Genomic DNA, 20006 nt, shown 5'->3' on the forward strand with positions numbered 1-20006 from the left:
CCCCGGCCAGGGGCCCGGCCCACTTGCCTGACGAGGGGGAGTGCCAGCCATGCGTTCCAGAGATCAGAAGAAGCTCGCACAGCAGAGATGTGCCGAGCAGCTCACCCGAAGCTTCCGGGCACCCTTCTTCTTCCTGTTCGGGATGTCGGGCATCATCAACATCCTGGCTTTGACCGGCTCCTTCTACATGCTGCAGGTCTACGACCGGGCCCTGCCGAGCGGAAGCCTGCCGACGCTCATCGGCCTGTCGATCCTCGCCATCGGCCTCTACCTGGCGCAGGGCCTGTTCGACGTTCTTCGCTCGCAGATCCTGGTTCGCCTCGGAGCCCAGCTCGATCGCCGTGTCGCCCCGCTGGCGCAGCGGGTCGGGATCGACATGCCGCGCTTCGGCTTCTCGACCGCGGAGGCGATGGAGCGCGGCCGCGACGTCGACACGGTGCGCGGCTTCCTCGGCAGCCCGGGCCTGGTCGCCCTGTTCGATCTGCCGTGGGTGCCGGTCTTCCTCGTCTTCGTCTACATCCTTCACCCGTATCTCGGTGCGCTCACCGTGGCGGGCGCGGTCGTCCTCGCTCTCTTGACGGTTCTGGCCGAGCTCCTGACCCGGCGGTGGACCGCAGCGACGCAGCAGGCCGTGGTGGCGCGCAACGCCATCGCGGATTCGAACGCGCGCAGCGCCGACGTGCTCAAGGCGATGGGCTTCGCCGACCGTGCGGTGGACCGCTACCGCCGCGCCAACGACGAGCACCTCGAACTCCAGACCCGCACCACCGATGTCAGCGGCACGTTCGGGGCGGTTTCACGCGTCCTGCGCATGATCCTGCAATCGGCGGTGCTTGGGCTCGGCGCCTACCTCGTCATCGGCGGCGAGCTGTCCGCCGGGGCCATCATCGCCGCCTCGATCACGTCGGCCCGTGCCCTGGCGCCCATCGACCAAGCGATCGGCAATTGGAAGGTCATCCTAGCTGCCCGGACCGCCTTCCGGCGCCTGAAGGAGACCGTAGTTCTTGATCCGGCGCTACCGGAGAGGACCGCGCCGCATCGACGCCTGAGTTCCAGCGTGGACGAACAGGTTTGCTCGACCTTGAACGAGCGTGAGAAGGACATTCTCCGACTAGTCGCGTTCGGCTTCACGAGTAAGGAGATTGCCGATCGGCTCGCGGCGACACCCAAGACCGTTGAGACCCAGAAGGCGCGGGCCTGTACCAAGCTCGGGCTCGCGAGTCGGGCACAGATTGTTCAATTCGCGATCCTTCAAGGCTGGTTGTATGGAGAAATTCCTGTGCGCTGATAAAGAAGAGGATGTTCTGCAAGATTCGCTGGGCAGCGATTCGGCCGTTGCTCGCACGCCTCACGTCTCGGAAGCTCCGCAACAGTCTCGCCGCAGCCGTCTACAAGGACGATTTAGCCGTCGCTTCCTGGCAGGGGCAAATCTAGCAATCAGAATTGGCCGGCGTGGGCCATAGGCTGTTGCGAGCGCATCCGCTTTCACTTGTAGAAAAATCCTTTTTTGTTCGAACACAAGGTTTCGTTGCTGGCGCAAGGCAGCCTTGGAACAGCAGCCCAATCGAGATAGCGAGGTCCCAGACGTGTCCGGTTTAGGCGAGGGGCATGCACCCTGGGTTCAAGGCTTTCCCCATTACGTCCTTGGACATCGCAGGGCGCGCGCGGTCTAACTGTTTGATTCCAGGGTTTGATGGTGCAGTCTCCCCGTCGGCGTGCAGGGACGCGCTATGGGCCCGGTTCTTCACGGCAGCGCCAAGACGACGGAGGCGATCCGTTGAGCGATCCAGCATCGTCAAGCGAGCCTGAGGACGCTCTCGAAGCGCTACGGGATCAATCCGAAGACGGTTGCCCAGTGGCGGCAACGGACCTCTGTCGCCGACCAGCGCACAGGCCGGAAGCATCCGCATTCGACGGTGCTGTCGCCGGAGGATGAGGCGGTCGTCGTCGCCTTTCGCCGTCACACCCTCCTGCCGCTGGATGACTGCCTCTCTGCGCTCCAGGCCACGATCCCGCACCCGACACGATTCGAGCGTGTGACCTTTGCCTGAGGAGGGCTACGCTACCATCCCTTTGAGCGACCGAGGCATTTCATCGCCCTGCACAGCGCCGTTGCGTAGCGCCTTGAGTTGGGCTACTCACGGGTCACGGTCAGCACCCGTAGCTCAGCTGGATAGAGCGTTGCCCTCCGAAGGCAAAGGTCACACGTTCGAATCGTGTCGGGTGCGCCAATCATAAGCCATTGTTTTTGCTTATGGTTTTTTGACCCTTCCGGAAGCTCCATCTAGCGTTCGTGAACAGCCTGTCACGCTTTGTCACAAGCGACGGGTCACGAATCATGGCAGCTATCCGAAAGCGGGGACGTTCCTGGCAGGTTCAGGTGCGGCATGTCGGCTTTCCCACTCGCTCGAAATCGTTCTCTTCCAAGGCCGCTGCGATAGCTTGGGCACAGGCTCGGGAACGCGACTATGCTCCGACTGATGACCCCATTGAGCGGCCCGCAGGCGATAGCTTGACGGTCGGGGAACTGTTGCAGCGGTATCAGACTGAGGTCACCGCGCTCAAACGGGGCTACGCTTCGGAGAACTGCCGAATCAACAACATGCTTGGGCATCCCGTAGCCACCGCCTCAGTCACGAATATCACATCAAGGCACTTCGCCGAATATCGAAACAATCGGCTGAAGAAAGTCGGAGCCGATACCGTGAGACGTGAACTAACGATCTTTCGCCACTGCTTCGAGATCGCGAGGAAAGAATGGGATATACACGTTGCCAAGAATCCATTGCATGATATCCGGTTTCCTGCGCCGGGGCTCCCCCGTGAAGAGAGACTTTCGGAATCTGGTGCCGCCAATCTTTACCGAGAAATTGGAGCAATACGTAACCAACATATCGCATCTGTTATAGTACTAGCTATAGAGACAGGTATGCGCCGAGGCGAATTACTTTCGCTTCGCTGGAGGGAGGTTGATCTCGAAAAGGGGACGGTGCGTCTACTTCAAACGAAAAACGGCAGGCCGCGGACAATTCCACTAACTCCAAGAGCTATAGAAGAGTTAAAGCGCATTGAGCGAAAAGGCGAGAGCATCTTTCAGGTATCAGGCAACGCAGTTCAGCTTTGCTGGAACCGTATACGTGTTCGCGCAGGTCTAGGAACGTTGCGTTTCCACGATCTTAGACACGAAGCGATAAGCCGGTTCTTCGAGTTAGGACTTAGCGTACCCGAAGTCGCCCTAATCAGCGGCCACCGTGACACAAAGATGCTCATGAGATATACGCATATTAGACCTGAAATTCTTAGTCGCAAGCTTTCACAGCTGACTGAAAGCGGTGCAAGTTCCCACCTTAATGGTACCTCGCCTGACACAAGCAGCTAAATCAGCCAGAAGCGCACCCGAATTAGTTTAGTAGGCTGTTACAACCGGTCATCGCGTTGCATGGGTTGGACGACGACATGAAACACCGTCCTTATCAATGCTGAGCGGTGCGATTGAGCGGTTTCCTCGCTACAACATCGACCCACCCCGTCAGCATTCTACAGTCATATAGACCGCCATCGTAGCTTACGCATTATCAAGGGTCACGCTCTGTCGAGCCAAAAGCGTCTAAAATCGCAAATCATCCGCGGCCATATTATCGGCAATTTCCGAGACAGTCGACAAACGATCCTGCCCAGATCGCGCCAGCTTAGCTAGTATATTAAATTGAACATCTCTCTGACATAGTTCCTCCACTGAGCGCCCCACATCTGGCGCTCGGCACCAGTTATCAGCAACGCAGAACGCCCTAGCATCTATTGTAGTGAGAGAAGCCATTCTATCACGAGCGTTAGATTAGAGCGGTAATGACAGATATTACAGAGAGATCAATTGGTTCTTATGCACTACGATGACAGTAAATCCGACAACGCATCGGAGCATGAAATCATTATCAACACACAAGTCACCGATGCTCAGCCTACAAGTATATTGCTTCACTACGACTCTCGAATGGCTGGCAGAGGCAAGACGTATGACATAGTGACCGCGGCTTGCAAGCGAGCCACGAACGGACAGAAGTGTCTTATCGTTCAACCTACCACTGGGCTGATCGATGAAACGTTCGCTCGGCTGAAAGAACGCTTCCCGGCTGTCGTAGCCCACAAGTTCCATTCGGACGATGGAGCGCCGGGCCATGTGAGCTTGAGAGTGATGAAGTATCTCAACAATGCCGATCTAGATGGATCTATTGTATTCATTACTCACAGAACATTCCTCGGACTTCCGTTTTTCTATCGCAAGGATCGGTGGTCGTTGTATTTCGATGAATGCCCGAATGTGCTTGAGACATTCAGCGAGAATCTATCAATCAAGCACGGCCTCATCACCGATCACGTTCGGACGAGGGATTCGGCCTCTGCATATAGCCGTTTACAGGTCACGAATCAATCTGAGCTGACTAAGACGGCCGAGAATAGGGGACAGGATTCAATCGTTGAGCATATTCAGGACTTGGCAAAAATCCTCCTATCGAAAAACTATGATAATTACGTCAACATCGCGAAGTTCGAGTCGCTTAGAGCTAAGACTTCGAGTGATGGTATTCTCTCGGTCTTCTCAATACTGAAACCGAGCATTTTCCTTGACTTTGATAGCGTGACGATATCCGGTGCGCTCTTCGAAGAAACGTTTGCCTTTCATCAGTGGTCTCAGACGGGTGTAATCTGGAAGAAGTCTCTGGAATTAACACGTGAGAACGCCGCCAACCTTCATCCATTCAATCCAAGTGTAACTATCCACTATGGCTACGAGACACGTTATTCAAAGTATCTAAGGGATAAGCTCGGTGGTGATAATACGCCGATCATTCAGGCTGCAACTAAGAAGCTTGGAAATCAGAAGTACGTCAGAGTGGAGAACAACGACGTCAAGCTCACTAGTCCACTGAACAAACTCCTAGGTGACAATCTGATACCCGGAATCTCGCACGGTCTCAATCAGTATCGCCACGTCCATCACGCGGCGGTCATTATAGCGAATAATCAGACACCGGAAGCTAGCAAGTTCCTGAAAGAGTATTGCGGCTTCGATGATGATAAGCAGTTCCGGGCGTTCACCGATCACAGTGTATATCAAGCGATCTGTCGTACGTCTATCCGTGATAATGATCTAGCTCACGACAAGACATGGATAGTGGCCTCGAAAGACACCGCAGATTGGTTGCATCGAATCTTTCCTGGCTCACGTGCCGAATCACTCGGATTGGATCAACCTGAAAAACAGAAGGTGGGCAGAAAGCGCACCTATGACAGTGATAATGAAAGGAAGAATGCGTCGAAGAAACGTTCACGAGCCGAGCTATCACTCGCCTCGGGCTTCGCCCATAATATTGATTCTTCATATCTTGAACGAGTTAGTTACCTCAATGACGACGAATCAGCTATTAAGGATATAAGTCGTTTCGTCGCCCGATTCAGGGGTTCTTACTTCAATAATTACTTATCAACTGATCCATTCGTCATATCGAAAACAGAGGATCAGTTCATTCGCTACCTGAAGGATCATTCTAAGAATGTGTACACGAGTAAAAACGAAATACCTTGTGTAAGCGGTGCCCTATTCGACGTTGATAAGTCAGATGACACGGATAGGGGCAATGATAATGTCGAATTGGTTCGAGGTATGTGGATCGATATCGAGAAGGGGACTATGACTCACAACGACTTCTCTCGTGCATTCCCACAGCTTCGCATGGTTGCTTATAATACTTTTCGACACACGCTAGAGAGGATGAGATGTCGCATCTACATCCCGACGAACAGAGTAATGAAGGATACTGAGTACAGGATGATTCATAAGGAGATTGTGTATGTTCTCGAAACCAAGGGGTATCGATCAGGCAAGCTCGCTGATGATATCTGTCGGGAGAGCCTTCAAGGAAATTATCATGGTATTGATTCTCTCCCTCATCCTTGTGCTGTTTTCGCTCTCCCGTGTCAGGCGCAAGAGCGACAAGCAAGCTTCTTTAAGGAATACAAGGGTGATCGTCGGGCGCCACTTGATGTCGATAGCTGGATTCAGCACCGCATTGCGCCTGATGATGTCGGTATGGTGGATTCGTTGTCCTACGTTCCCCTTGATGAGGATGCTCTTACGATCAGCCCGGACCAGCAAGCCGGTATCGATACGTCTATGAGCGAATGGTATCGTATTGGTTCGTTACCGGGCGAGGGTCATGATGCGATCTTCACCCTGTATCACGCTCTATGTGCATTGAAACTGCATCCTCAGACGATCTCTGAACGTCTATACGAGGCAGCACAATCCGCATACTCGCCGGTACATAGGAATAAGCAGGTTGACCGATTGATGAAGAACCTTCTCCGCTGGCATCAATCACGCCGATAATAGCATCTACGCCTGCAAGGGACGTCTCTTATAAGCAACGATTCGAGACGTCCCTCGCTGCACTACTTGTTAAGTTCCAGACTTACCTTCTTGTTCTTAGCTGACATAGACGCTGATCCTATGGTCATCGTCCAGTCCAGCTTGTCTAGAATAGTGCCATCGAGACCAATCCGAATTCCCCTGTTCGGCTCGAGGTTGATGACAATTGAAATCGGACGGCCGAACGATGGAAGTTCCTTCCCGCCGTATCGATCAAGCTTGGCCTGTAATCCCGCTAATGCCTGATCGATGAACGTATCTTCCGGCTGTGACAGGTCGAGATCGATGCGTTTCAGGTTCGCTGCCCCTATCGCCCATATCGTCATCACCGACGTGGGCGGCCAGTTCGCGGTTTCGATGACGGCATAGGGGATGAAGGGATCGTCACTCATCGCAAGCTCGCCGTGAACAGACGATCCGCTAAGCCCTCGATCCGATCATTCCAGGCGAGACGCTTCCGCCATCGTTCGGGAATGCCTGAGAGACCGTAGAAGGCACCGGCAAGCTGGCCAACAATCGCGGCAGTGGTGTCGCTATCGTCCCCTAGGTTCACCGCCTTTAGGACCGCTTCCGAGAAGCTTCCCGACGATCCGATGCACCATAGGGCTGCTTCGAGGGAGTGGAGGACGTAGCCTGAGGACTGAATGTCGTCCCGGTGCTTACCCTTCCACGATCCCTGGTTGATCGCCTGCACACCATTACAGAGAGCATGGCCGTAGGATGCGCCTAGAACGTCCGTGAGCGGCCTTCCCTGAATCGCCGAGGCCAGGATCGCCGAGAACGCTTCACTGGCGTCTACGGCCTCTTGAGCGCCATGGGTCGTGTAGCTTTGCCGTCTTGCTGCGTTCCTCAAGCCGTCGGAATCGTTCCAATAACGGACAGCGACCGGTGACAGGCGCATCAGGCTCCCATTGCCGGCCGTCATCCTATCCGTCGGGCCAGCGTGAACGTCGCCGGTTTGTTCGAAGTGGGTGAGGGCGGTCGCGGTCACGTTGCCGATATCGAAGCAGCGACCCGTGACAGAGTTCTCGCCTTCCCTGAACCATCGGCAGAAGCGTTGGAGCAAGTCGCGTTCATCCAGGCCACCGCACGCGATCAGGCTGTCCGCGAGGCACAAGGCCATCGAGGTATCGTCGGTCCATACACCTGGCCTGAGGTTGAAGGGGCCGCCGCCTATCATGTCCGTGATGGGATCGAAGCTGCCGCGTGAGCGAAACTCTACCGTGGTCCCGATAGCGTCACCCACGGCCAAGCCTACGAGGGCACCAAGCGCACGGTCCCGAATCGCGTCCAGTGTTGCCGAGGGCTGGCGTTCGGGGATTGGCCGGATACCGTGGACGTGGCGTTCCTGCTCGACGGTCTCGATAGCGCCGGGACGAGCCTCACGGACCCTTTTGATGGCATCCTCAGGATCGGCACCAAGCTCGACTAGGAGCTTTGCCGCTATGGTCCCGGCACGTCCTAGACCGCCCTTACAGTGAACGAGGACGTTGAAGCCGTTCCGAAGGCGTGACCGAAGCCCTTCGCCGACCGTCACCCATGCAGTCTCGAACGTCTGCGTAGGGGTTGAAACATCGGGAATCGGCAGGTGGAGCCAATCGATCCCGTGACGCTGGCATTCGGCCTCAAGCCCACGAACCTGTAGGGCCTCGATCTCGTGACTCTCGATCAGCGTGACTAGTGTTGTCGCGCCCCAATCAGAGATCGCCCTGATGTCCGTCGCCAGATCGCGGTTCCAGGAGCCTGTGGCGCCGTCCGTCTGAATCTTACCGGGACAGAACGTAACAGCAATTGCACCGAGGCCATCACCAGCCGGGAGCGTCGCGATCTCAAGCGGATGCGTCAGGCTTGTTCGTCGTTTCGGCTGACTGTGGCGACCGGAAACAGTTTGAAAAGTATGGTAGGTATCCTCTGGCATAGTATGGCTGCTCCTGCCACCCATCTATCCCATGAACAGGTATTATTCAATGGTTGTCTTTTGGGCATACAGACTGGCAATTAATTATGCAATTACCGATGCGAGCTTCCGTTAACTCTAGAATAGGCCGCGACGATATCGCAGCTTCGACGCTCTAGCCGCTCCACATCCACGTAGGCCGGAAGCTAATGCCTCGGACCCTGGCCTCTGGTAACGATTATTCTGTCGCGCAATCATATCAATGGCAACTTCGATTCCAATGAGCCTACCGACCATCACTGCCGCCACGGCTGCAGTCGCCTGCTTATCTTTGGCGTGTACAGTTCAAGCACGGCCCTCCGAAATTGCTTCCATAGTTGGTATATGGGCTTGGGATCGCAATATGTGCAAGCAAGCCTTGCCTGACTATGATGAGCGACTTCATATCAAGGCGAACGGTCAGAACGGGTCAGTAGAAAGCTACTGTTCGGCCTCTTCAATCAATCGAACTGGATCGCGGCTGACCTTCCGAAACACCTGCACCTCAGAAGGTGAGCGGTTCAAGAGCACCGTTAGCGTTGATATCGTCTCACCCGATCGTATCATTTGGAAGGAAGGAAAGCAGGCGGCCGTCATCTACGTGCGCTGTGATAACGGGAAGACAAGTTCGTCGAGGGGCGACGCATCGACGAAGGCTCCGACATCCTTCGAAGCGGGTTCATTCAGCCTGTCAAGCCACGGTTATAGTGCGACAATCGTCAGCCTTACCGATCCAGACACAACGAACGCGATGATGACAGGAAAGGTGACCCGAGCGGACGCCGAGGAATCCTGTCAACGTAACTCCACGAACGGCGACGGACTGAAACCGAAGGCATTGAAGAAGTGTATTGATAGCGCCATGGCGGAAGAGGGATCGAAGTCATATGTATCCAAAGCTAACTGTGCTTCACGAACGATTATCCCGCATTTCGGCGGAAGATACACAGTCGTGAGCGTGACGAGCACGGGATCAGCTAGCATCTTGAATTCTCGTCGAGAGGATATCGGCTCGGTGACAGCAACCGGCGGACCTTCGATACAAGATCAATTTGAGAAACTATGCCCGCTGTCATTCAAGAAGCTCAGGCGTTCTTGACCTCACATAAAGTGATGCTGTTGGAACGTTGAGGGGAACAAGCATCTCCCAGGGGAGGCCAACGACAGACGTAGCGCACCTTGAACCAACACTTGAGTTATCCACAGTTCGCGATCCTAGACGTTAGGCGCCGGGAGTATTCCCGATATGTTCTGAATCACTAAAGGTGGCCGTCGATGCTCCATACCGCCGTACCCATCATCATCCATCCTGTGTCGATGCAAGTCCTGGCGAGGCCCGCTCAAGCGGGTTTTCCGTCTCCGGCTGACGACTTCATCGAGGACGAGATCGACCTACAACGGCTACTGATCGCGAACCTTCCGGCGACATTCCTCATGCGTGTCGCCGGTGGTTCGATGATCCTCGCCCGGCTGTTCGACGGTGATCTTGCGGTGGTGGATCGTTCCCTCACACCCGCAAACGGTGACGTCGTTGTGGCTGATATCGATGGCGAATGCTCGTTCAAGGTATTCGGACGGTAGGGACATCGAATCACAGCCAAGCTATACGACGCACATCGAAGAACTCCCCACGGTACATTGAGGGAGGGGAGTTGAAAGAATAGTGCGATGCTATCGAGGAACGGGGCGCTGAGATCGAACCCTGATCACTGTAAAGGACCGCTCGAGGTCGGAAGCGGCGGTGAAGCGAATCTTTCAATTTGCCGCCAAAGACCTATGCCCGTCCTTAAGACCTTGCAGCACAAACTTACGTTGAGGCAAGAACTGTCCGAAGCATGTCGCGCATGTCTCTCATTTTGGCAGTACGACGGTCAAGACCAACTTGTGATCCAAGTTGCCTGATAGCCTCATCTACTGACGCCACAGCGCGTTCGAAGACCAACAAGCTCGCCTCGGGATCGAGCATAATTTTATCGATAGTGTCGCAGTTTAACTTCGAAAGCTTTTTCTTCGGGTCCAGGCCGTGACTTCGCTCGATCAGCAGACGAGCTGCCATGCCTAATTGAAACCTAAAGGGCTTGTAGGTAGAGTCCAATTTTTTGTTTCTAAAGAGCCATTCTAAGCGAAAAGCCACATATGCTGCCGTATAGTAGGCATTCACCTCGTGGTGCGCATTGAATATGTCTTTGCCAATCCGCGGAATGAGATCCTTGTAGTAGCGCCCAACTTGGTTAGGCTCTTCTACGAAAATTGAGGCAAAATTTTTGAGCAAGGCGTCCTTCGTAACGACGCGAACCTTCTCTACATTCGGAACCGCGTTGTACTGACCCGGACGCCGCTCATAGAAAAGAACTCCATCCCCCGTTTTGCTCTCAAGGTATATCTCTATTTTTTTGTGTATCGGGTCCAGCGCCCAAAAACTGTCTTGATCAACATCATTTTGCGAATTCGAGGCAATAATTACGTTCTTCGTAACCTCTTCGTCTTCAGTGACTATAATTTTCACAGGAATAAGCATATCTACATAGTCTGCCTGCCATTTGCTCGCGATTACGTGACTTGTTTGGCAGCCATTTACAATCTGGAAATCTTCTATTTGAAATTCATTGCCGACCCGCTGGAGGTTTCGAGAAACAATGGTAATCCCGTTATTTCTCAACGGAAACTCAATGCGTCGGCTAGAGGCAATGGTGTCAGCTATGGATTTGTTTACGCCTGTTTCGCCCTGAAAATCTCTTATGTTATCGAAAAAAAGCCTCCTACGTACCGTGCCATGCTCGTCTGTTATGAGTTTTAAGTACTCTAACGCAGACAATACGCCGATGTATGCCTCACGAACGCCGACGATCGGTGGTAGCGCGATATTGCTTGGAAATTGCACGCCGACTTTGATTGCGTTTTTGGTTTGAAAGTACAACTTCTGAAGCCGAGATCCGTCTATGGGCGAAAACTCAATTTTATCGAATATATGCTTAGACTCGAAGGTTTTGAGATAGGCGTCCCGAATAGCCATCAAGTTTGCATCATTCTGCCAACTTCCTGTTGTTGCATAAAATAATAGCAGATGCGGAAGGCCTCGAACAAATTTCGCCGCGTACTGGTATAACTTTGATTTTATCTTATGCTGCGTCTGAACTCTTTCATTTTGGACTAGAGCTAAGCTGTCGCTAAAGAAATCATTTACGGCAATCAAAAATTTGGAAAGATCCCCTGCGTCGAAGCTCTTTGAGGTCTTTGCCTGCGTGAATACGAACTGCACAGATAGAGCATTCGCGTTTTCGGCGAGATCGTCGAGCTGCTCTTCATCTTCTACCATTGTGTCGTTGACAATAATCGAAATGCCGTCGATGCCGAACTCTCCAGCTCCCGTGGCGATAGCTTCAACGTCGAACTCCTCTGTAAATAAATCAAAGAGTACAACGTAGTTGACGAAATGCTCGAACTGCGTCGCTTCGTCCTTCGAGCCGATCTGCTGGCTTGTTACAAAATCTTTCAAAAGAGAATTTGTTACCGGGTCCATGCTTCGCTCCGGAAAGCTCAATGCTTATGTGACCCTATCAGAAGGCTGCGAGGAATTCTCCCAGAAATCACTCGGCGGCGGATGAAGCGTCAATCGTTCTCCACCTCTAATAAGTGGGCCCTATAAGTAGCACCGAGAGACGAGACTGGCGCATCGGGATCTGAGATGAAAGATGTCTTTCCATGTATATCCATTTAGCCGAAAGACTGTTCGGGGTAGAAAGCAGACGGCTCCGACTCAAACTCATCTAGGCTGCTGTGTATTTAGTGTTCGCGTCGATAGCGGATTGCGACCGCGCCGCAGCGAAGCGGCGTGACCGACACTAGTTCGAGCCGTCGAGTGTTGAGCAGCCCGCCCTGGTAGAGGGTCGGTCCGCGGCCGGCGATCCTCGGATGTACGAGGAATTGATACTCGTCGATAAGGTCCAACTGGTCCAGCTCAGTCGCGAGCTTGCCGCTACCGAGGAGCACGCCTCTCGGAGTTGCGTCCTTGAGTCCCTGTACGCTCGTGCGCAAATCATCGGCGATGTGGTGGCTGTTGGTCCACGGGAATACCGCTCGCGTCGCCGACACTACATACTTCGGCTTGACCTCCAGCTTGACCGCCCAATCACGTATCGACGGCGGCGCTTCCACGTCGCCGCGGGCGACTCGCGGCCAGTAGCTCTCCATCATTTCATAGGTGACGCGACCCCAAAGCATCGCCTCGTTATCGTCCATGAGGCGGGTGAAGAAGGCGTGCGTCTCGTCATCGGCCATACCCTCCCGGTGGTCGACGCAACCGTCCAAGGTGACGTTGATGCTGAAGGTCAATAGTCCCATGCGGGGAGGCTAACCCACTCGATGGACGATGCGTAGGCCCATCACGGGCGGTTGATGTCGCGCTTCCGCCGAGGTGGGGAACCCCGACACTTCTGCGGGCGGTAGCGCGACTACGCGGGCAAGATTAGGCTGCTTCTGTCCCCGAGCCGATGATCCGGTAAACCTGCATCCGCGAACAACCGAGCGCCTTAGCAATAGCAGCTGGCCCATGACCCTCAGCCTTCATCGCCAACACCTTCTCGCGATCCAGCCGCCGTGTCCCACCCTTGTAGACACCCTTCGCCTTTGCCGCCTGGATACCCTCCCGCTGACGTTCGAGGATGAACCGGCGCTCCATCTGGCTCACCATCCCGAGCACAGTCAGCACAATGCGTCCGCTCTCGCCACGGGTTGAAACGTGCGGATCAAGGACCGTTAGATAAGCGCCCCGCTGGTCAAGTTCGTGGACGATGTTGAGAACGTCGCGCGTGTCACGGCCGAGCCTGTCAGCGCGGACCACGATCAGTTCGTCCCCCTCACGGATGAAGTCGAGGATTGCCGCCAGTTCCGTGCGACCATCCCGTGAGGCACCAGATACCTTTTCTGAACGGATCGGCTGACATCCCTCAGCCTTGAGCCGTTCAATCTGGATGTCGAGTGACTGATCCTCCGAACTGCACCGTGCGTAGCCGATCCTCGCCAAATGTCACTCCAAGCTCTAGACCCGGTGACTATGCCGTAACATTCAGAGATCGACAAGCCTGATGTTACGCCCGCGCTTAGGGAGGATCGGCGAGGATGTTACGTCACCTTACGGTTCGCCCTGATGGTATGGATCAGAGCGTCGGCAGCATGATCCTGACGCTTCAACTGTCCGCACGAAGCCGAGGCGGAGCTGCATCGGCAACAATTCCCAACTGTCTCAGGCTGCTGCACCATATGGGTTTACCCAGAAGTGTCTCAGGTAAGGACATTTGAGTGTTCATATTCGCCACATCATGTTTGTTCGATCAGACCTGATGTCTTCGATGCAACCACTTCTTTGATCCTCATATTGAAATAGTCTATCTCCTTACGTCTCGTTAGACCCTGACGTTCTGTGCTAACAATCGCGCGACTGATCGGCTCCGTCAAATATTTCTCCTCTTGGTCCGTCCGCCCGCGAAGTCGCCAGTAGAGAGAACTGTGGCGGAAGAGTGTTAATAGATTATCGTAATCTTGTTTATGCTCGAAGTGTCGCCATAGAAGGCTGTGGCATTGATCAAACAAAGATCCCAGCCTCTCGTTGAACGAGAAGTGGTATGCCATGACAATACTAGAAAGCTCTATAGTATCAAGCATGTTCTTTTCGTCGAGGGATATTCGGGCAATCCTGACAAGAGCGCGCAGTCTGACATAAAAGTCGTCTTTATCAGAAGTGCTAGAGATGACAGGAGCAAGTATAGCGGCAATCTGATCGACATTTAGATCATCTTCATTAACGCGTATAAGAGCAATCTCATTTGCGACACTTCGAGCTCCGTTTCGGCGGCAATGTGACTCCAATGTGCGCAACTTCTTGGCCCGCTCAGCGGATGCATCCTGCAAGCGTAAAAGTATACTTCTAGCCTGCCACGCCAGCGAGTTATTCCGATTGATAGAAACCAAGTCCGAACATAGCTTTTGAACAGCGTCGTGATCACCCACTTTTTCATACGCAAGCATCAGGTTCAACAAGGCATGCTGTTTATTGTTATTTGTCAGATCTTGAAAATCGATTCGTTCTATGATCTTGATGGAGCGATCATGTGCTCCGATCATTCGAAGTCCGCGGGCAAGCAGCAACTCGAGCTGCGCGCGACGTCCATCTGCACTCGCTTCGGGTGCCATCCTTAGGAAATCATCAAGGAAGGTTACAACACCGCCAAAGTGATCGCCACGCATTAGAGCATGACTATAAGTGATCGCTAGTCCGAGTGACGCGTTGAGCTCACGTTCGCCGCCAAACTCCATCGCGTCCAAAAGCAATCTTGTAATGATTAGATTTGCGTTGATGATATCGGCGTTTTCGCAATGGGGGTTATCAAAATCATAGGTCGGCGGCGGTTTGAAAATACCGCTTTCCCATTCGTCCCCAAAATATAGAGTTGCAGCTCGCCGATTCAATAACTGTAGTTCTTTAGAATTCATCGACGAGATAATTTCATCCCGTATCATTTTAGGAGCAAACAAGGTCCGCGTCGCTTCCTGGGAGGAGCCTAAGTCGGCGGATCGGCTTGTCATCGTATCTATGAGTCCAAGACGCTGTAGTTCCGACGCATGCGAGATGTAGAAGTTTTTATTGAGACGAAACCGCCTTATCCTTACAAGCTGCTCACCCTTTGGAAATATCGCAAGAACCTTCAGAAGTTCGAGTTCACTGTTTGAATCGCCCTCGGATTTGTTGCGTAGGAACTCAAGGGACTTACGAAATGATTTTGGGGTAGCAGTTAGTTTGCCCGAAGCATTTTGAAGCAGAATGTCACTGCTCATGCCGATCAGCTGTGTTAATGGCACGATCGATAGACTTTTCAGCGCCGTATCGACTTCAAGCGGGACACCATCTGTCAGTTGGTGCAATTTGCGTATCGAATTTTCATTGCAGTTTTCGGCATAGAGGTCACCGAATGATGAAACATATACCATAAGATCGGCTTCATCGAGATTTTTAAGTCGAACCACTTTATCGCCGACCAAAGATGACGCCGTATCACACCTCAGAATTACGACGATGTTAGGACAGTATTGCAAGGCGATCGAAATAATATCCTCAAATTCGGCTTCTATTGATTGCTCGCCGAATGTTTGCTGCGTATTTACTGGGATATCATCAATCAAGAGACAGCTCGAGCCGTGCTCTTCTAAAGCGTCGCATAACTTCTCAAAACTGACTTCGTATCTCTCTCGAATGTCTTCTAGGAAAGTTCCTCTCCCGCGATAGTCTGAGGCATCGAGCCTAAAACAAGATGTAGGATCCTGTCCCCCTGTAGCTAAGACTTGATGTAGAAACTCATCTCCCGCCATTCCCCATTCGGATACAATCCAACAGAAGCGGTTTGAGTTGAGCCTTCTCTGAACCTCTTCCAGCTCGAGAGTCCGGATAGATGAGTGAGCGTTAGATTTTGGAAGAAAATATTTAAATTTAGCTAATATCGATTGTGTCGATAGGGCTTGCGCCCCCCTTAATGCAGGAGATTTACCTAGCTCCTCGAGGGTCTTTTTTTTTACATCGCGATCGACACTCTCACGGTCAAATGCTAAGACGCTGTTGTCTTCTTCAAGCTTGAATGCTCCATCAGGGCCGAGAGCATACTCGCCCGATCCTAGTTGTCTGAGAGCTCGCGGCCAAATTTTGAGCTTCCGTCGCCCCTCGATCTGCGAAAACTGGCATATGGAATACCCATTGTATCGCTTGGCATGATTATTTTCTATGTATTCCAAGCCAAACAAGGAGGAGCCTTGTAGCGAAACACGCTGTGCGGACCCAAAGCTTGCTTTAGAGCTGAAGTCACTTTCGTGCATGTGCCCGTATAAGTGAACGTCAAACCGACCATCAGGGCAGATATCACTTATCCAACTTGATTGGCTGTGCTTGTGGAGCCAATCGAGCGGATGGTGTGTGGTGATAATATTGATGTCATTCGCTACGCACCACTTGCGCGCATCGTTACGAGTGACAGCCTGGAGCTGTCTCGTATCAACACATAGCTTGCCATGCTGATTGCCAGGAAGGAACTGCAACCACGTTGAGTTGAGGCCGACAATTCCGACGCGAGCATTGTTAATCTCTAAAACACACGATTTGTCACCAGGAAATATTCCACTCAATTCAGATGGAACGGGTATGACACCTTGTTTTGAGAGGCGATCAGCCCAGTTCGTGTAATTATTAAATATCGTTCTTATCGAATGCTGATAATTGTATTTGCCTGCAAAAAAGTTGTCCCGCACTCCTTCTTTTTCCCACCAACTACTCAGAGCCAAAAAACTTGGGTCATCAATATCCGGGCGAACAAGGTCATGGTTTCCGGGGATGTGGATTAGGGTTGGGTTGCACCCCAGCTCCCGGAAGGTCGACCATATTTCAGAAATTATCACGTCGAGTTTCTCAAACTCCTCAACAGAGCCTTTCTGAACTAAATCTCCTGAGAAAATGACGAAATCTATCTTGCTTGTTCGCGACTTTTGTTTGCGCAAATCGTCAAAGAGGTGGTGCTTCAATTCGGGCCAAAGCCACCCTTGATCTTTCATGCCAACATGCAAGTCTGTAATGTGCATAAAAGTTGTTTCAAACTCTTGCACTTTCTATCCTTTTTGGCTGCAATTCTCGAACGGCGTTCAGGCACGTGTTGTTTCAGGAGCAACATCAAAGCGGATGCATAACAGGACGTCAATCTCATAAGGGCGCGATAGTCGTTTACAGCAAAAAGTGGAATTTTCTAGATATAGTGTTATCCAAATCAAGTGTGCGTACAATCTGCTGCCAATAGTCGTTTCAGCGATTAGAACCTGTTTCCGGGCGCGGCAAGCATATCGTAGTTTATTTCGCAGTTGGAGACCGCGCGCTACGTTCGCTTGAGAGATACACAGAATTCTCACAATACAGTTCAACAGATCAGCCTTATTTTTAAGCAATAGTAAAATGATGTTTCGAGTCCTCTTTGCGCCAGCCGACGTGTCGCCTGGCGTTGTCACGAAGCGTCACAATCGTTCGGTCAAGCGGCGCGGTCCGATCGATTGAAGGATTGATCAGTTGGCACCTTTCACGTAAGATTGCCCTGTATCTCGCTGATCATAAACGCGATTGTGGAGCAGGATGGTTGCCTACCCTTCGAGTAAGCTTGATCTAGCGTCCCTCCGAAGGCAAAGGTCACACGTTCGAATCGTGTCGGGTGCGCCAAGTCAACCTACTGCCTCTAAAGGCAGATTTGGGCTTAAGGGTTTACCCCTTAGTCTCCCAAAAGGTCCGTCTGTCACGCTGCTGTCACAGCAAATGCGCGACGTATGGCGACCGTTCGTAGGCGTGGATGCTCCTGGCAGGTTCGAGTCAGGTGTGAGGGATCCCCCCGCTCTCTAGTTCATTCCCCACCAAGGCTGAAGCCGTCTCCTGGGGCCGAGCGCAGGAGCACGACATCAACCGATGCCATCTCTAGCAGGCAACAAAGCCGCTGAGGGGCAAACCCTTGGTGACCTCCTGAGGCGCTATGAAGCTCGGGGTACACGAACGAAGCGAAGCAGCCGAGCTGAGTCATCACGGATCAAGATGCTCCTGGCCCATCTTATGGCTCAGGTGGCTGTCACACGTGTCACACTGGCCTTCCACATCGTCGACAACCTGCGTCACAAGGTGACGGGTATGCGCGAGGCCATCGCGACCGCCCGCCTTACAGCCCCGATTTCAACCCGATCGAGCAAATCTTCGCCAAGCTGAAAGCTCTGCTGGGCAGTGCGGTGGCGCGGATCATTGCCGAAATCTGAGACATCATTCGGCTCCGCCTTTATCGCTTCGATAGGGCTGAGTGTCGAGCGGATCGCGCCGCAGCTGGATATGGCGTAACCTAGCCAAATTTGTCCAAGTAAATCTGCCTACGAGCAAGCTCCTTCTTTAATCACCAACATTTACGAGCGTGGAGGCGGCGGCGGAGGTGGGGGTGGGAGTGGTGGTGTCAGGAGCTCCAGCGGAGGAGGACGCGGCAATTCTAGCGGCGGCGGCGGGGGAAAGCCTGGCGGCGGTGGCGGCGGGGGACCGAGCGGAGGAGGCGGCGGGAATGGTTGTGCGAGCGCAACCGTGCTGGCCGCAAGCATCGCAGTAAGGATGATCAATCGTTTCATCATGGGCGAACTTCCATCGCGCTTGCCAACGTGTGCGGCGCTTCAGACAGCGCTGAAAATACGGACTCAGACTCGTTCGAGCCGCGCTTCATCTTCGGCTCCTCTGGTCCCATTTGTACCCTCTCAACCGGCCCTGTTCGAGATTTTACGGTCCGGTTGTCTGGACGAGAGGGATTTGAGTATCGAACGAAACGATGTCCGTCCCTGAAATCAGCGATCAACCAGCAGTAGGAGGGATAAGGCTGGTCTATCGGCCGAGTCCTGCCGAACGATTAACGGTTGAGTGCTGTCTCAACGTCTATTCATCAGGGCAACTCGGTGATGCGGGAATATCGGTATCAGAATATCTTCTTCAGTTCCCCATCGATCTTCGACCACAAGGAAGCGTCCGGCGCCTTCCTGCACTCTTCGGCGATCAAGGGAGTGACCTTCTCGACACCAGCAATATCAATCGCCACCACATCGGGCTTCTTCTGGCCCTGTTTGTACCCAGCGGCCCATGCGACGACTTTTGGTTTGAACGTGTCTTCGAACCCGTTGAACTCCTCGCAGGTGACTTTTTCGAGCGGCTTGCTCGCCAACTTCGCTTGATTCTTATCGGCGCTCTGCCCGCTGGAGGTTTCGGCTTGAGCGATGCCGGCGGATAAGACGATTGCAATGGCTGCCAGCAGGTAAGTCTTCAGGGATCTGGTGTGCATGATGAGCTCCTTTGCCTTCGCTTAATGCGATCGACAGCATTTCGTCGAACTCCAGAATGCCGAAGTCCGGCGATCCGGCCGGCCGACAGATCTCAGTGCGATGGGAAAATCGCCGGTCGCGCCGACATCAAATGATGATGACTTATGATTGGACGCGCTCTGACGATCGACTTGTTCGTTTGATTGAGTCTCGGAAACCAAATCAGCAGGGTCAATCGAGCCGAATACGAAGATGCGAAGAGGCCGCTCGTCTGAAGGGCTTCCCGGGACGAGCCTGCTGTCGAGAACCGATGTCTCAACTATAGCGTGAACGGTCGTCGCTCAGGGTGGTTCCGGCTGTTTGCAACTTAAAAGATACGAAATGCGCCGGATTGCAGGGCAGGAGCGATCAAATCACCGATCGCGCGCGAACGCGGGATAGCCACGCGTTGTCGCCCTGAGCGTCTCGTGACCATCGGTATACTGGTCCGGACCGGCACGGTACGCTTCCGCTCGCCCGCAGCGTTGCAGGCATCGAGGCGGACGCCGTCGAACAGGGAGCAGGACGGTCCAGAGTGGATCAGCCCTCCTTGGTAAGGGGGACGGCGACGAAGCGGGTCTGGCCCCTGACGCTCTTCACCCGCATCAGCACGGCCTTGCGGCCGTTCGATTCGGCGGCGCGGATCTGCGCCTGCACCTCGGAGGGCTTCGAGACGCTGGTGCCGCCGACATCCAGGATCACGTCGCCCTGGGAGATGCCCTTGGAGGCCGCCGGCCCGGTCGGGTCGACATCCAT

12 protein-coding genes, 1 tRNA gene and 4 pseudogenes are annotated in these 20006 nt (G+C 53.4%); 9 read left to right on the forward strand and 8 right to left on the reverse strand.

Features of this window, described 5'->3' with window-relative positions:
* Positions 1-49 precede the first annotated feature (49 nt).
* The 6 genes and pseudogenes from BY998_RS20080 to BY998_RS24060 all read left to right on the forward strand — a co-directional run.
* Positions 50-1003: pseudogene (locus BY998_RS20080) on the forward strand (ABC transporter transmembrane domain-containing protein); the annotation flags it as partial.
* A 54-nt stretch (positions 1004-1057) separates the two neighbouring features.
* The gene (locus BY998_RS24865) at positions 1058-1288 is read left to right on the forward strand and encodes a LuxR C-terminal-related transcriptional regulator (RefSeq protein WP_245421672.1); all 231 of its coding nucleotides are present in this window, start codon (positions 1058-1060) and stop codon (positions 1286-1288) included.
* 496 nt (positions 1289-1784) lie between these two features.
* A pseudogene (locus BY998_RS20085) lies at positions 1785-2027 on the forward strand (IS481 family transposase); the annotation flags it as partial.
* A 127-nt stretch (positions 2028-2154) separates the two neighbouring features.
* Positions 2155-2231 (forward strand) — tRNA-Arg (locus tag BY998_RS20090).
* Positions 2232-2602: 371 nt separating this feature from the next.
* Entirely contained in the window at positions 2603-3379 is a 777-nt protein-coding gene (locus tag BY998_RS20095) for a site-specific integrase (protein WP_245421673.1), read from the forward strand.
* A gap of 813 nt (positions 3380-4192) precedes the next feature.
* A complete protein-coding gene (locus BY998_RS24060; protein ID WP_210205507.1) occupies positions 4193-6388 on the forward strand; it encodes a hypothetical protein in 2196 nt (731 codons plus the stop codon).
* A 62-nt stretch (positions 6389-6450) separates the two neighbouring features.
* Here the strand turns inward: BY998_RS24060 and BY998_RS20105 are convergent, their stop codons facing one another.
* Positions 6451-6819 carry a hypothetical protein gene (locus BY998_RS20105; RefSeq protein WP_110353480.1) on the reverse strand — a complete coding sequence of 123 codons (369 nt, stop codon included), beginning with the start codon at positions 6817-6819 and terminating at the stop codon, positions 6451-6453.
* Positions 6816-8345 (reverse strand): ADP-ribosylglycohydrolase family protein, encoded by a 1530-nt coding sequence (locus BY998_RS20110; RefSeq protein ID WP_110353481.1) that lies wholly within the window; start codon positions 8343-8345, stop codon positions 6816-6818. Before BY998_RS20110 ends, BY998_RS20105 begins: the two co-directional genes overlap by 4 nt.
* 382 nt (positions 8346-8727) lie before the next feature.
* Here BY998_RS20110 and BY998_RS24065 point away from each other — a divergent pair, with 382 nt between their 5' ends.
* Both BY998_RS24065 and BY998_RS20115 read left to right on the forward strand, forming a co-directional pair.
* Positions 8728-9462, forward strand: coding sequence for a hypothetical protein (locus BY998_RS24065; protein ID WP_146221817.1), 735 nt, complete (start codon positions 8728-8730; stop codon positions 9460-9462).
* Positions 9463-9680: 218 nt separating this feature from the next.
* Positions 9681-9941: pseudogene (locus tag BY998_RS20115) on the forward strand (S24 family peptidase); the annotation flags it as partial.
* A 229-nt stretch (positions 9942-10170) separates the two neighbouring features.
* Here BY998_RS20115 and BY998_RS20120 read toward each other — a convergent pair.
* From BY998_RS20120 to BY998_RS20135, 4 genes are all read right to left on the reverse strand, one after another.
* Positions 10171-11883, reverse strand: a complete 1713-nt coding sequence (locus BY998_RS20120) for an AIPR family protein (protein ID WP_110353483.1) — start codon at positions 11881-11883, stop codon at positions 10171-10173.
* A gap of 263 nt (positions 11884-12146) precedes the next feature.
* Positions 12147-12704, reverse strand: coding sequence for a dihydrofolate reductase family protein (locus tag BY998_RS20125; RefSeq protein WP_110353484.1), 558 nt, complete (start codon positions 12702-12704; stop codon positions 12147-12149).
* Positions 12705-12828: 124 nt separating this feature from the next.
* Positions 12829-13386, reverse strand: coding sequence for a recombinase family protein (locus BY998_RS20130; protein ID WP_110353485.1), 558 nt, complete (start codon positions 13384-13386; stop codon positions 12829-12831).
* A gap of 293 nt (positions 13387-13679) precedes the next feature.
* Positions 13680-17003 (reverse strand): metallophosphoesterase, encoded by a 3324-nt coding sequence (locus tag BY998_RS20135; protein ID WP_146221818.1) that lies wholly within the window; start codon positions 17001-17003, stop codon positions 13680-13682.
* Positions 17004-18024: 1021 nt separating this feature from the next.
* On the opposite strand from BY998_RS20135, the pseudogene BY998_RS20140 reads away from it, so the two are divergent.
* A pseudogene (locus tag BY998_RS20140) lies at positions 18025-18143 on the forward strand (IS630 family transposase); the annotation flags it as partial.
* A gap of 728 nt (positions 18144-18871) precedes the next feature.
* Here the strand turns inward: BY998_RS20140 and BY998_RS20150 are convergent.
* Both BY998_RS20150 and BY998_RS20155 read right to left on the reverse strand, forming a co-directional pair.
* The gene (locus tag BY998_RS20150) at positions 18872-19231 is read right to left on the reverse strand and encodes an acid-activated periplasmic chaperone HdeA (protein ID WP_110353486.1); all 360 of its coding nucleotides are present in this window, start codon (positions 19229-19231) and stop codon (positions 18872-18874) included.
* A 559-nt stretch (positions 19232-19790) separates the two neighbouring features.
* The coding region (locus BY998_RS20155; protein WP_146221819.1) for a PDZ domain-containing protein at positions 19791-20006 on the reverse strand (216 nt) is incomplete at its 5' end.

It is taken from the genome of Methylobacterium sp. B4, assembly GCF_003201865.1.
GTDB lineage: Bacteria > Pseudomonadota > Alphaproteobacteria > Rhizobiales > Beijerinckiaceae > Methylobacterium.

Bases quoted from the DNA above. Each gene is read 5' to 3' on its own strand.
- BY998_RS20105 (WP_110353480.1), bottom strand. From the start codon at position 6,819: ATGAGTGACGATCCCTTCATCCCCTATGCCGTCATCGAAACCGCGAAC.
- BY998_RS20120 (WP_110353483.1), bottom strand. From the start codon at position 11,883: ATGGACCCGGTAACAAATTCTCTTTTGAAAGATTTTGTAACAAGCCAG.
- BY998_RS24065 (WP_146221817.1), top strand. From the start codon at position 8,728: ATGTGCAAGCAAGCCTTGCCTGACTATGATGAGCGACTTCATATCAAG.
- BY998_RS20110 (WP_110353481.1), bottom strand. From the start codon at position 8,345: ATGCCAGAGGATACCTACCATACTTTTCAAACTGTTTCCGGTCGCCAC.
- BY998_RS24060 (WP_210205507.1), top strand. From the start codon at position 4,193: ATGAAGTATCTCAACAATGCCGATCTAGATGGATCTATTGTATTCATT.
- BY998_RS20150 (WP_110353486.1), bottom strand. From the start codon at position 19,231: ATGCACACCAGATCCCTGAAGACTTACCTGCTGGCAGCCATTGCAATC.
- BY998_RS20095 (WP_245421673.1), top strand. From the start codon at position 2,603: ATGCTTGGGCATCCCGTAGCCACCGCCTCAGTCACGAATATCACATCA.
- BY998_RS20125 (WP_110353484.1), bottom strand. From the start codon at position 12,704: ATGGGACTATTGACCTTCAGCATCAACGTCACCTTGGACGGTTGCGTC.